Annotated in this window: 15 protein-coding genes; 6 read left to right on the forward strand and 9 right to left on the reverse strand. The window is 70.7% G+C overall.

Going from position 1 to position 12,286, the window contains the following annotated elements; translation table 11 throughout:
- Window positions 1–282: 282 nt before the first annotated feature.
- On the forward strand, window positions 283–921 hold the full coding sequence (locus ACFWY5_RS57365) for a recombinase family protein (protein WP_379621204.1): 639 nt from the start codon (window positions 283–285) through the stop codon (window positions 919–921).
- On the opposite strand, the gene ACFWY5_RS57370 is transcribed toward ACFWY5_RS57365, so the two are convergent.
- From ACFWY5_RS57370 to ACFWY5_RS57380, 3 genes are all read right to left on the reverse strand, one after another.
- Entirely contained in the window at window positions 840–1,358 is a 519-nt protein-coding gene (locus ACFWY5_RS57370; protein ID WP_379640302.1) for an SRPBCC domain-containing protein, read from the reverse strand. The two genes, ACFWY5_RS57365 and ACFWY5_RS57370, sit on opposite strands and share 82 nt — an antisense overlap.
- Window positions 1,355–1,657 carry a helix-turn-helix transcriptional regulator gene (locus tag ACFWY5_RS57375; RefSeq protein ID WP_113983844.1) on the reverse strand — a complete coding sequence of 101 codons (303 nt, stop codon included), beginning with the start codon at window positions 1,655–1,657 and terminating at the stop codon, window positions 1,355–1,357. The genes ACFWY5_RS57370 and ACFWY5_RS57375 overlap by 4 nt, the downstream gene beginning before the upstream one ends.
- 229 nt (window positions 1,658–1,886) lie before the next feature.
- Complete coding sequence (locus tag ACFWY5_RS57380; RefSeq protein ID WP_379640303.1) at window positions 1,887–2,399, reverse strand: SRPBCC domain-containing protein; 513 nt, start codon at window positions 2,397–2,399, stop codon at window positions 1,887–1,889.
- Between the two features lie 377 nt (window positions 2,400–2,776).
- On the opposite strand from ACFWY5_RS57380, the gene ACFWY5_RS57385 reads away from it, so the two are divergent.
- A complete protein-coding gene (locus ACFWY5_RS57385; RefSeq protein WP_379640304.1) occupies window positions 2,777–3,340 on the forward strand; it encodes a hypothetical protein in 564 nt (187 codons plus the stop codon).
- A gap of 218 nt (window positions 3,341–3,558) precedes the next feature.
- Here ACFWY5_RS57385 and ACFWY5_RS57390 read toward each other — a convergent pair whose 3' ends face one another.
- The 6 genes from ACFWY5_RS57390 to ACFWY5_RS57415 form a co-directional block, all read right to left on the reverse strand.
- The gene (locus tag ACFWY5_RS57390; RefSeq protein ID WP_379640305.1) at window positions 3,559–4,179 is read right to left on the reverse strand and encodes a fasciclin domain-containing protein; all 621 of its coding nucleotides are present in this window, start codon (window positions 4,177–4,179) and stop codon (window positions 3,559–3,561) included.
- A gap of 393 nt (window positions 4,180–4,572) precedes the next feature.
- Window positions 4,573–5,184, reverse strand: a complete 612-nt coding sequence (locus tag ACFWY5_RS57395) for a class I SAM-dependent methyltransferase (RefSeq protein WP_379640306.1) — start codon at window positions 5,182–5,184, stop codon at window positions 4,573–4,575.
- Entirely contained in the window at window positions 5,181–5,816 is a 636-nt protein-coding gene (locus ACFWY5_RS57400; RefSeq protein WP_379640307.1) for a TIGR04282 family arsenosugar biosynthesis glycosyltransferase, read from the reverse strand. The genes ACFWY5_RS57395 and ACFWY5_RS57400 overlap by 4 nt, the downstream gene beginning before the upstream one ends.
- A complete protein-coding gene (locus ACFWY5_RS57405; RefSeq protein WP_379640308.1) occupies window positions 5,809–6,186 on the reverse strand; it encodes a hypothetical protein in 378 nt (125 codons plus the stop codon). Before ACFWY5_RS57405 ends, ACFWY5_RS57400 begins: the two co-directional genes overlap by 8 nt.
- Window positions 6,183–7,271, reverse strand: coding sequence for a molybdopterin-dependent oxidoreductase (locus ACFWY5_RS57410; protein ID WP_379640309.1), 1,089 nt, complete (start codon window positions 7,269–7,271; stop codon window positions 6,183–6,185). The genes ACFWY5_RS57405 and ACFWY5_RS57410 overlap by 4 nt, the downstream gene beginning before the upstream one ends.
- Window positions 7,268–8,506, reverse strand: a complete 1,239-nt coding sequence (locus tag ACFWY5_RS57415) for a glycosyltransferase 87 family protein (RefSeq protein WP_379640310.1) — start codon at window positions 8,504–8,506, stop codon at window positions 7,268–7,270. The genes ACFWY5_RS57410 and ACFWY5_RS57415 overlap by 4 nt, the downstream gene beginning before the upstream one ends.
- A 118-nt stretch (window positions 8,507–8,624) precedes the next feature.
- Between ACFWY5_RS57415 and ACFWY5_RS57420 the strand changes: the two genes are divergently transcribed.
- From ACFWY5_RS57420 to ACFWY5_RS57435, 4 genes are all read left to right on the forward strand, one after another.
- Window positions 8,625–9,605, forward strand: a complete 981-nt coding sequence (locus ACFWY5_RS57420; RefSeq protein WP_379640311.1) for an NAD-dependent epimerase/dehydratase family protein — start codon at window positions 8,625–8,627, stop codon at window positions 9,603–9,605.
- A complete protein-coding gene (locus tag ACFWY5_RS57425; RefSeq protein ID WP_379640312.1) occupies window positions 9,596–10,300 on the forward strand; it encodes a glycosyltransferase family 2 protein in 705 nt (234 codons plus the stop codon). The genes ACFWY5_RS57420 and ACFWY5_RS57425 overlap by 10 nt, the downstream gene beginning before the upstream one ends.
- Window positions 10,301–10,499: 199 nt before the next feature.
- A complete protein-coding gene (locus ACFWY5_RS57430) occupies window positions 10,500–11,492 on the forward strand; it encodes a DUF389 domain-containing protein (RefSeq protein WP_379640313.1) in 993 nt (330 codons plus the stop codon).
- Between the two features lie 151 nt (window positions 11,493–11,643).
- Window positions 11,644–12,174 carry a hypothetical protein gene (locus ACFWY5_RS57435; RefSeq protein ID WP_379621230.1) on the forward strand — a complete coding sequence of 177 codons (531 nt, stop codon included), beginning with the start codon at window positions 11,644–11,646 and terminating at the stop codon, window positions 12,172–12,174.
- Window positions 12,175–12,286 lie beyond the last annotated feature (112 nt).

The raw sequence follows: 12,286 nt of genomic DNA on the forward strand, positions 1-12,286 counted from the left end.
AGTGACCCGCTACCTCCTCGACGGCGACCTGCCCGGCAAGGACATCACCTGCACCCGCCCAGACGCGTGACCAACCATCTCCTGGACGCGTCACCCCCGACCGGCGCTCGCCTGGCCGGGGCATAAACGATCGTTTATGCCCCACCGCCCACGGCGATCATCCCAGCAGGATGACCGCCCCGATTCGGTAGCAAAACTAGGGGGCAAAACCGTGGTGTAGCAGAAGACTGACCGCTACCCCTATTGCCACACCACGGTTCAGTCACCCCGCACGGAGACTCGGTGAACGAGATCGTCATCGACAACGACGACCCGCACGCCCGCGAAGACCTCATCGGCCTGGCCCGCGTCTCCACCAACGCCCAAGAACTCGCCCAGCAGATCGATGCCCTCACCGCCGCCGGATGCGCCAAGATCTTCCTCGACAAGGGCTCCGGCAAGAAGCGCACCCACCGCCCCGGCCTTGCCGCCGCACTCGGGCACATGCGCCGCGGCGACACCCTCATCGTCCTCGACCTGACCCGCCTCGGCCGCGACACCCGCCAACTGCTCGCCATCGTCGAAGACCACCTGCACGCACGTGGCCGGCGCTTCCGCACCCTCGACGGCATCGTGCTCGACACCCGCATCCTCCTGGCCGCCGGCAAGGCCCAGACATCCGTCGCCAAGAAGCTCGGCGTCTCCCGTTGGACACTGCGCCGGGCGGTGTACAGCAACTCGTCCTGGCGCTGCAATGCCCCGGCCGAGCGCGGGCCGCTCCAGCCCGGCCACCACCAGGTTCGCCCGCCAAGCATGGTGGACCCTGCGGACACGGCCAGTAACGCGGCGGTGCCATGGACTCAGGCGTCGTCGTTGTCTCCGTCCAGTGTCTCCGCGAAGCGCCGGCCTGGCGTCGGGTCGACCCCGAAGCGCTCGGCGTAGCGTTCGTGAATGTCCTTCCACGGCTTGTTCGCCTCCTGTTCGGACAGGCGCCGGCCGGCGAGGTGAGACTCAAGCCGTGAAAGATAGGTGTGCCAGCCGGTTGCCACCTGCGCTGCGATCGCGCGGACGCCGAAGACGTGGGTGAAGATCAACCGACAGCCGCCTTGCTGAGCTGAGAGCTCGAAGCTGTAGTGCTCGCCGCCGAAGGTCCAGGCCAGGCGGTGGGGCGCATCGACCTCCGTCACCTCGCCGGTCGCGCCGTAGGCCTGGAGGGTCTCCCCTTCGGCCGGTGTCCAGTCGACGGTCGCGGGAAACCAGCGCTCCAGCTCTGCCGGTGTGCTGACCGCCCGCCACACGCGTTCGACCGAGTGGGGGAGCGTGCGTTCGAAGCGCAGCGCCGGGCGGCCGTCGATCGTTTCCAAAGTCCCGTCGGTCATGGATTCTCTTTCAGGTGGCGTTCGAGCGTGTCGAGGGTCCTCGACCAATAAACGCGGTAGGGCTCCAGCCACTGGTCAACGTCCGTGAGGGGGCCTGGCCGCAGCGTGTACAGACGCCGCTTGCCATCCACGCGTACCGCGACGAGCCCGGCCTCACGTAACACCTTGAGATGCTTGGACACGCCGGGCTGGCTGAGGTCAAGTCGCTCCACCAGGTCTCCGGCGGACCGCTCGCCATCACGCAGCAGGTCGAGAATCTGCCTGCGATGCGGCTCAGCCAGGGCAGCGAAAGTGCTCATTCCATCATATTACCAGATGGCGATATGGCCTGTGGAGTCGCCGCCACGGCTCCCATGATGTCGGCCTTCCCGGCCCCGAGGCACGCCGGCGGCACTGCCATCCAGATGCGTTCGGTCGCGATAGCCGAAAAGGGCCAATCGCTCGAAGTGCCACCGGCGTGCGCAGGGGCGAACCCGGTGCGCGCCATGCTCTCTCAGTACGCCCCGGCCACGAGCCGGCCTTGAAAGATCATTCCTGACCTGCGCGCAGAGTCTCCGCGAAGCGCCGTCCCGGCGTCGGGTCGACGCCGAAACGCTCAGCGTAGCGTTCGTGCGTTTGCGCCCATCCCTGGTGCGCCTCCTCTTCGGACAGATACCCGCCAGCGAGATGGCGATCGAGCCGCGAGAGGTAGGTGTGCCATCCGGTAGCCGTCTGTGCCGCGACCGCACGGTCGTCGAGGACGTGGGTGAAGATCAACCGGCAACCGCCGTCCTGAGCTGAGAGCTCGAAGCCGTGCGGCTGACCGGCGTAGGTCCACGCCAGGCGGTGGGGAGCGTCGGCCTCCGTCACCTCAAGGGTCGCGCCGTAGGATTCGAAGCTCTCCCCCGCCGCCGGCGTCCAGTTGACGGCCGCGGGCATCCAGCGCTCCAGCTCCGCCGGTACGCTGACCGCCCGCCACACGCGCTCTACCGGATAGGCGAGCACGCGTTCGAAGCGCAGCGCCGGGCGGCCGTCGATCGTTTCCAAAGTTCCGTCGGTCATGGATTTCTCCTTCGGGTGTCGTTCGAGGCGTCAGGGATCCTCGACCGGAACGGGGTTCATATTGCCATATGGAAATATGAACTGCAACTCGGGGTGAGCCCACGGCCGGGATCCGCGCCGCCGCCTGGGACGGCATCCTCATCGGCCTGGCCCGGAGGCAATCAGCCCGGTCGCAAGTCCGCCCCGGCTTGTTCTCTTCACGCTGCCTGACCCGCCAGGGGCAAGTGGTGGAACGGCGGTTGGATGAGATCACCTTGCCCACTGGGCTCCGCTCTCTCAGTGTTCACTGGCCGCACCGGCTGGTGATCTTCTGCGATGGTCCTGCCGTTGTCCACGGGCGGCACAGTCGTAGCGGGCACAGACGATTCCGTACGGTGATGCGGCTGATCTCCAGCGTGCCGCCACTCACGATGGGTTTCGATCCCGGCCTCCAGGCAGGCGAGGTGTGGGCCGTGGCCGGGCCTGGGCCGACAAGCAGCCCGACCTGGGCGACGATCCGCTCGTGTGGGAGGGCGTTCCGCGCGGGGCCGCGTGGCTGGCCTCCACCGCCCCCTGACCAGCTGCTCACCAACCCGTTGCCGCCCGTCCTCGGGCCGGCCGACGGGAGCCGGGCGAACTACCTGTGGTCGTCTGACGAGGGCCTGGTGCGGCTGATCGACCGGGAAGACTCCGGCCGCAGCGATCGGGCGTTCGAGCTGGGCGAGGTCCGCGAACACATCTCCCGCCACGACGGGACCTTGGACGCCGACCAGCTCCTGCCTCACCTTGACCCGGCCCCCGGCGAAGCCGGACGGGTACGCGACTTCCGCCGTCTGTGCCGCGGCCAGTGGCGGGTCCCCGCGGACATCGGCCGGGCCCGATGCCCGCGATGCGACACCAGCCAGACCGTTCATCCTGCGAAGCAAGCGGCCCCCACGCCTGCCCAACCAGCCAAAAGCTGAGTCACGCAAGGGCGTTAAGCGTGCCCTAGTGCGGCCTGCACATGATCGCGGCGCGTGGAGAACCGGCTCGGGAACGTGGCGGTGTCACCTCGGAGACCGGCACGGGACGACGTCCGCGAGCCTCCCGGAGGCCGCTGGTGCCACCTCCGGGAGAGGGGCGCCAGCGGTTGCTCCTGCCGTCCGGCGCCCCTCCTTCCTGACCGGGGTCGCCGCCGTCGTCACATCTTGGGCATCAGCACGGTGTCGATGATGTAGACGCTGGCGTTGCGGGTGGCCACGTCGCCGCAGACCACCCGGGCGTTGTTGATCTTGTAGGTGGTGCCGGAGCCGCTGGCCCGTACCTTGCCGCCCTGAAGGGTGGTCAAGCGGGCGCTACGCAGGTCCGCGGGGGTTTTGCGGCCCTGCACGACGTGGTAGGTGAGGATGCTGGTCAGCATCTTCTTGTTGGCCATGACCTTCTTGAGGCTCTTCTTGGGGATCTTGGCGAAGGCCTGGTTGGTGGGCGCGAAGACGGTGATGCCGTCGGCTCCGTTGAGCGTGTCGACCAGGCCCGCCTTCTTCACCGCCTTGACCAGAGTGGACAGGGCCGGGTTGTGGGACGCGGCGGTGGCGACCGGGTCGTCGGCCATGCCGGTGAAGCTGCCCTTCCCGCGCGCCGGTACGGAGGAGCAGGCCGGGCCGAAGGGCGAACGGGCCGCAGCCGACGAGGCCACGCCAGCGAGGTTCGCGGCCGGCGCGATGCTGTCGGCGTCGCCGGCCGCGGCGAGCGCGCCGGAGCCGGTCAGCAGGACGGCCACGGCCAGAACGGGCAGCCCGGCGACGACAAAACCACGGTTCATACTGGGATTCCTTACCTTGGACGGGACGGACTCGGTGCGGGCGCGAGGGTGAGCGCTCGCCAGCGTGACCGCGGACATTCGGCCGGATCACGGCAGCCCGGGATCCGGGGCCGGTTCTCAACAGTCACACCAGGGTTTCGGAGCCACAGCCGCACCGGATGGGACCAACCTCACCACCGGATGCAACATGCTGATGACGGGGAGTGGTGATCAACGCGGGTCGTGCGGCCATTCACCCTGGAAGTCATCCCGTGGTGCACACGCAGGGCAAGGAAAAGGGGCGAGGACCCGGCTGACCGGCACCCCCTCAGCCCCCCGCGAGCTCCGCGCGGGGAACTGGTGTGCAAGGTTGCGGGCATGAGGTCCATCAGGTCGGGCGGGTGAAATGCCTGCTCAGGCGAGGCGGGCGAGCCAGCGGTCCCCGATCGGCCGGCACCGGGTGGAGGGGAAGCCCGCGGCGTGGGCGACGCGGGCGATGTCGGTGGCTGAGACGGTGGCCCAGGCGAACCAGTCGCCGGTGCGCTCGCCGCGGCGCAGCCGTACCAGATCGATGCGGCTGGTGGTCTGTGGAGGTGCGACGTCGGCGAGTACGGCGCCGCCCGGGCGGACGAGCTGGCGGATGCGGCGCAGCAGGTTCTCGGGGTGGCCGCCGATGCCGATGTTGCCGTCGGCCAGGAGCGCCGTGGACCAGCGGCCGGTGCCGGGCAGGTGGCCGAAGACATCTCTCAGCAGGGCGCGTCCGCCCGCCTCGCGGGTCAGGGCGACGGCGTCCGGGGTGATGTCGATGCCGAGGGTGTAGACGCCGCGCCGGGTCAGGGCGGCGGTGAGCCGGCCGGGGCCGGAGCCGATGTCGAGGGTGGGGCCGGTGCAGTGGCCGAGCAGGGCCTCGTCGGCGTCGTCGAGGTGGAACCACGAGGCGCTTTCGAGGGGGCGCGTGGTGCCGTCGAGGTGCTCGACCTGCGCCGGTGCCCCAGTGAGGGCCTCGGCGTAGAGCTGTCCGATCATCGGTTGAGCGCCCGCAGGACGGCGGCGAAGCGGGTGTGCGGCGCCTGGGCTGCGACCCGGGCGGCGTCGGCTCCGGTGTCGACGTCGGTGAGTTCGGGGAGGTGGTGTACGGCCAGCCGCGCCTGCGCCAGCCGGTCGAGCTGGTGCTTGCCGGTCTCCGGATGGGACATGGGGACGCCGAGCAGCAGACCGGGATCCGGTTCACGCAAGCCGAGAAGCCAGAAGCCGCCGTCGGCCGCGGGCCCGTAGACGGCGTCGTACTCGCTCAAGGCCCGGGTCGCCTCGGTCAGCAGGTCGGCGGTGATCTGCGGGGTGTCCATCCCGATGAGGACGACGGGGTCGGAACGCAGCCGGTGGGCGTCGGTGAAGGCGGCGGCCAGCCGCTCGTCGAGACTGTCGCCGCGCTGCGGGATGATCACGTATCCGGCGGGCAGCCAGGCGCCCGGCAGCCCGTCCAGTGCCAGCAGGCGTTGCGTGGCCGGGGACGCGGCGACCGTGTGCAGGGTGTCGGCCAGCGCGGCTTCGGCCAGCGCGGCGGCTTCGCCGGGGGTGAAGGGCGGCGTCAGCCGGGTCTTGACCCGGCCGGGCACCGGTTCCTTGGCGAGGACGAGTATCTGCGCGCGGCTAGGCATCGGGCTTGCTCCTTGCCAGGTATTGACGGGCCAGCGCGATGATCACGATCGCGGCCAGGACGAGTGCGAGATTGAGCGGGTAGTCGAGCGGCAGGATCGACGGGTTGTCGGGGCGGCGGCCGATGGCCAGCACGGTGGGAAGCGTGGCCAGGGTGAGCGCGGCTGCGATGATCGCGGCGGCGCGCCAGGGTGCGGGCCAGCGTCCGGCCACAGTCCCGGCCAGGAGGGTCGCGGGCGCGAGCAGGGCGTCGTGGGCGAACAGGATGGCGGCGAAGCAGACCGCCCAGCCGACGACGATCCCGTCGCGCAGCAGCCCGATGAGGCCTATGCCGACCAGCACACACCCGACCGCATATGCAGGAAATTTCATGACACGCGGACCTCCCTCACCCACTTCGTCTGCTGGACGCCGGGACGGTTCGGCGCGATCAGGCGCACCGGGTAGCCGTGGTCGGCGTCGAGCGTCCGGCCGTTGATCTTCAGGGCGAGCAGCGTCAGCGGGTCGTTCCAGTGCGGGCGGCGGACCTCGCTGCTGCGGTAGTAGCCGACTCGCTCCAGCGATTCGAGGGTGACCAGGACATCAGGTCCGGTCCCCGCGAGGGCCAGGAGATCGCGCAGCCGTACCCCTGTCCATTCGCACGTGACGCTCCAGCCCTCCACGCAGGCGATCGGCAGCCGGACCGTGTGCTGCGGCAACCGGAGCAGGTCCGCGTAGCCGAGCGACAGCGGCGTCCGGACCGCGCCGGTCACCAGCAAGCGGTAGTCGGCGGGGCCGCCCGTCACCCCTGCGGCGGCGGCCGAGCGGTTGACGGGCACGCCTTGGGGCCCGATGCGCGGGTCGCGGGGCGCCAGGACGGCCAGCCGTTCCAGCGGAGTGAGGGTCTCGCCCACGGTGACCAGGGCGGTCAGCCCACAGGCGGCGGCCACCGTGCGCAGGAACCGGCGGCGCTCGGCGCCCTCGACGCGGCTCCAGGCGCCCTTGCGGATCTTGGCCCATTCGTTGGCCACGTGGATGATCAGGGCGCCGTAGACGATGTAGGCGGTCCAGTAGTGGGCCTGGAGGAAGCCGAACGGCCACGGGTAGATGTAGGCGATGTTCAGCAACCCCGTGACCAGCTGGAACAACGCGCCGCCGACCAGGAGCAGGACGAACCCCCGCTCCAGCGCATGCCCCGGCGAGCGTAGCGGCGGCCACTGCCACAGCTTCGGGTAGACCGCCCACAGCTTCGCCAGTAGCAGCGGGACCGTGGCGATGCCGCCGATGACGTGCAGCCCCTGCGTGACCCGGTACAGGTTCACCGGTCGTGACGGCCAGAGCAGCCAGGCGGGCGGATGTTGCAGGAAGTGGCTGAACAGGCCGGTGGCGAAGGCGACGGTGAAGCTGACGCCCAGCCACAGGCCGAGCTTGGCGGCCACCTGTTCCGAGCGCAGCTTGCTGGTGAAACGCGGGATCATCGCGCCGCCTCCAGATCGCGGGTACGGCGAGCGGTCAAGATGGCCAGGGCGGCCAGGGTGTAGCTGACCGTGGCCCCCGCCGGAGCCACGTAGGCGACGGCACCGGCCAGGGCCAGGCCCAGCCACTCCCACCGGCACGACATGGCGGCCAGCGCGACCACGAGCAGCGCGTACCAGGAATAGCCGGGCGTGAACAGCAGGAAGAACGAGCCGGTGACCAGCAACGCGCCGTCCCAGGGCCGGTCGGCGTCGCCGTACCGGACGATGAACAGCGCGGCCAGCGCGAGCAGGCCGATCGCCGCGAACGGCGCCCAGCCGTCGGGCAGGACCAGGCGCAGCAGCAGATACCGTCCGCCGCCACCGGCGGCGTCGTAGCGTTCCTCCTGGATGTAGCCGGGCAGGTACCCGGCTATGGAGCCGCCGGAGACCAGCAGATAGGGAAGGTAGGTCAGGCCCACCGCGACCGCGGCGGGCACCAGGACCGCGAGGACGCGGCGCCCGCCCGCGAGGGCGCCCGGGAACACCGTCACGGGCAGGAGCTTGGCGGCCACCGCCGCGCCGAGCAGCGCCCCGCGGGCCCGGGTCGTGGACAGCGCGAGCACTACCAGGAGGACGGCGAGCATGTCGACGTGCGCGTTGTTGACCGCCTCGATCGGCACGGCGGGGCACCACGCCCAGCAGGCCGCGGCTCGCAGGTCGCGCCCGGCGAGCACCAGCAGGACGGCCACCGCCATCAGCAGGCCGCCGACCTGCAGCGCCTTGTGCCGCACCCCGTCGGGCGACAGGGCGTGGAGGAGCAGGAAGTACCCCTGGGCGACCGGCGGGTAGATAGTGGGCACCGTCGGCCGGTTGATACGGGTGCATCCTCCGCCCGGCAGCGGATACCGAGCCTCGCACACGCTGGGGAACAACCAGGCGTCACGCAGCGGCGCCAGGACCGGATCGGCGGGCGGGTGGTCGTAGGGCGAGATGCCCGCCGCCTGCACCCGCCCGTCCCAGACATAGCGATAAAAGTCGCTGCTGCTGCTCGGCGGCGCGCTCAGCCCGGTGGCGGCCAGCACGATCCCGCCGCCCACGACGAGCACGCGCATCCGGCGCTCCGGCAGCCCCCTGGCCAGCCACAACGCGGCGGCGAACAGCGCCCAGGCGATCAGGTACCAGCCCAGACGCGGCGAACCGGCCACCGTCCCCACCAGCACGGCGGCCAGGAGCACGAGCACCGCCCCGACCTTCACACGAGCATCCTTTCATTCTGTAATCGAATGCTCACGGAACGTTCGCGGTTCGTAAGAGTTCTTACGAACCGCGAACATGCCTTCAAGCCCACCCGGCGACCGGACTACCGTCGATCACGTGAAAGTGCTGGTCACCGGCTCGGCCGGGTTCATCGGCGGCCACGTCGTCGAAGCGCTGGAGGCTGCCGGGCACGAGATCGTCCGCCTGGACGTGAGGGAAGGCGCCGACGTACGCGACGCCACCGCTCTGGACCGGCTGCTGCCCGGCGTCGAGGCCGTCGTGCACCAGGCGGCCAAGGTCGGCCTCGGCGTGGACGTCTCCGACCTGCCGGACTACGCCTCGGTCAACGTGTACGGCACCGCCGTACTGCTGGCCGCGATGGCTCGGCACGCCGTCGGCCGGCTGGTCCTGGCCTCCTCGATGGTCGTCTACGGCGAGGGCGCCTACAGCTGCCCCGAGCACGGCCCGGTGCGGCCGGGCCCGCGCTCGGTCGCCGACCTGGACCAGGGCCGCTTCGACCCCACCTGCCCGCGCTGCGGCGCCGCGCTGCGGCACGAGGTGATCGGCGAGGACGCGCCGCCCGACCCGCGCAACGCCTACGCCACCAGCAAGCTCGCGCAGGAACACCTGGCCGCCAACTGGGCCAGACAGACCGGCGGAACCGCCGTCGCCCTGCGCTACCACAACGTCTACGGGCCCCGTATGCCCCGCGACACCCCCTATGCGGGAGTGGCCGCGATCTTCCGCTCCGAACTGGAGGCCGGCCGGGCGCCGCGCGTGTTCGAGGACGGCGGCCAGCTCCGCGACTTCGTCCACGTGCGCGACGTGGCCCGCGCGAACCTCGCCGCCCTGGACACTCCCCCGCCTCCTGGCACGCTGACCGCCTACAACATCGCCAGCGGCACCCCGCACACCGTCGGCCAGATGGCGTACGCGCTGGCCGACGCACGCGGCGGACCCCGGCCTCAGGTGACCGGCGGCTACCGGCTCGGCGACGTGCGGCACATCCTCGCCTCCCCCGCCAAGGCCGGGGACGAGCTGGGCTTCCGCGCCGAGGTCAAGTTCACGGCCGGGATGAAGGAGTTCGCGTGGACGTGATCCTGCCCTGCCTCAATGAGGAGGCGGCCCTGCCCTGGGTGCTGGGTCGCATGCCGGACGGCTACCACCCCATCGTGGTCGACAACGCCTCCTCCGACCGCACGGCCGAGATCGCCCGCGACCTCGGCGCCGAGGTCGTCTCTGAACCTCGGCGCGGCTTCGGCGCCGCCTGCCACGCGGGTCTGCTGGCCGCGCGGGCCGACCTGGTGTGCTTCATGGACGCCGACGCCTCCCTCGACCCGCGCCAGCTGCCCGCGGTCAGCTCGGCCGTCGCCCACGGGGAGGCCGACCTGGTGCTGGGCGCCCGCCGACCGGTGGCCTCGGGGGCATGGCCGTGGCACGCGCGGCTGGGCAACCGCTTGCTCGCCCGGAGGCTGCGCCGCCGTACCGGAGCCGACCTCCACGACCTCGGGCCCATGCGGGCGGCGCGACGCGAGGCGCTGGTGGAGCTCGGCCTCACCGACCGGCGCTTCGGCTATCCACTGGAGATGGTGCTGCGCGCAGCCGCGGCCGGGTGGCGCGTCGCCGAGGTCGAGGTGGACTACCTGCCGCGTTCCGGCCGCTCCAAGGTGACCGGAACGGTCCGCGGGACCATGCGCGCCATCTCCGACATGCGCCGCGTCATGGCCGAGCATTCCCGAACCCCGGTCATGGGTCAGGAACCACCCGGCAGCCCGCGACCTCCAGGTCCGTGACCCTGGCGGCACCGGGTGGCTGGTCGATGCGTGCCTTGAGACTGGAGCGCCGTCGGCGGTCATGTGCGGCTGCTGCTTTCTTGCCTCTGACATGACGCTGGCCTGGTGCGAATCCGGATAGGAGGGAGTACGAATCACCTCAAGGAGAAGCCGTGACCGCCTCGTTCGATGACCGGACTGACTTCGACCTCGTCACCCCATGAAACGGCTGAGGCAGCGACTGGTCCCCGCGGCGCAGCGGCGCACGCTGGAAGAGCTCACCGCCGATCTCGACCTGCGGGAAGGAGATCGTCCCTCTCGCTACTCGGCCTTCTGGACGATGCTCGTGCTGTCCTCGGTCATCGCCGCGGCCGGGGTGATCTCCGACTCGACCGCCACCGTGATCGGCGCGATGATCATCGCGCCGCTGTCGACACCCATCATGGGCCTGGCGCTGGGGCTGGTGAAGCGGTCCAGGACCGGGGCGGCCTGGTTCGTGCTGGGCGGGGTGTGCGCCGTCGTCTCGATCGGGCTGCTGGCGTCGCTGGCCATGCCCGGCACCTTCGAACTGCTGGCCAACAGCCAGATCGCCGGCCGTACCTCACCGGGGATCGCCGATCTGGTCGCGGCGATCGCGACGGGCCTGGCCGGAGCCGTCGCGCTGGCCCGCCGCGATGTCGCGGCGGTGTTGCCGGGCGTGGCCATCGCGATCTCGCTGGTGCCGCCGCTCGTCGTGGTCGGCGTGTGCCTGGGACGAGGCGCGCCCTGGCTCGCGCTCGGGGCGCTGGTGTTGTTCCTGTCCAACATGCTGTCGCTGGTGATGGCGGGGACGTTCGTCTTCGCCGCGCTCGGGTACACCACGCCGCCCGCGCCCAGCCTCTCGCGCAGGCGCGCGGTCCTGGTGCTGGGTGGGCTCGGCGTGGTCGTCACCGCCGCACTGGTCGGCAGCACCGTGGCGAACTACGTCTTCTCCCGGTGGGAGAGCCAGGTGAAGCAGGTCGCGAGCGCGTGGCTGGCAGGCGACAGGGACGCCGCCGTCACAGACGTGCAACTGCAGTCGAACACCTTCCGCATCGCCGTACGCACGCCCGGCGACCTGCCGCCTGTCGCCGACCTGCTCACGCGCCTGCGCGGTGTGGTCCCCGACGGCCTGCCGATCGTCGTGCAGACCACCCAGGGCCGCCTGATCACCGCGGGGAGGGTGGGCTCCTGAAGAAGCTGGGACGCCCCACCGGCCAGCCGGGCTCTTCAGCGGGACCGGGCGGTACGGCGAGGGCGCCGCGTGTCCACCCTGACCTGCTCACCGAGCGCCACGCGGCCGTCGCCTCCTTGACACTCCCGGAGAGCGGAGGGACGGTGAGCCCATGAGGAAGATCATCACGATCGTGTGCGCGTCGCTCCTGTCCATGGCATGGGTGACGACCTGCGCCACGACGGCGTCCGCCGCGAGTCCTGCGTTGGTCACCTGCGTGGGGACGACCACGGTCGCCTTCACCCCCGGGCTCACCCACACCTCACAGACGGTCGCGGTCAGCGGCCAGGACGTCGCCTCCGCCTGCGTCAGCCTCACCCACCCGAGCCTGACCAGCTTCACCGGCCCGTTCTCCGGAACCGCCACCCAGTCATGCACCACGTTCTTCGGCAACGGCTCCGGCACCGAGACGCTGTACTGGAACAACGGGACCACCAGCGTCTGGAACTACACCAACAGCTTCTCCAACGTCAACGGCACCAAGGTCGGGACCTCCACCGGCGCCATCTCCTCCGGCACGCTTGCCGGGGCCGAGGTGACGCAGACGATCACGTTCGCCAACCTCGACCTGTCCGCCTGCTCCACCCCCACAGGACTCACCGAGATCAGCGGCCTCGACACCTGGACGATCACCAGCATCTGATCGATGCGACCGGTTGGACTCGCGCGTCTGGACGGTGGTTGTTCATGCGGGTGGGCGGTTGCGGGTGAGGTTCTGGCCGGGCAGTACGCCGTCAAGGAGGTAGCGGGTCACC

This window comes from Nonomuraea sp. NPDC059007, from assembly GCF_042740555.1.
Lineage (GTDB): Bacteria > Actinomycetota > Actinomycetes > Streptosporangiales > Streptosporangiaceae > Nonomuraea.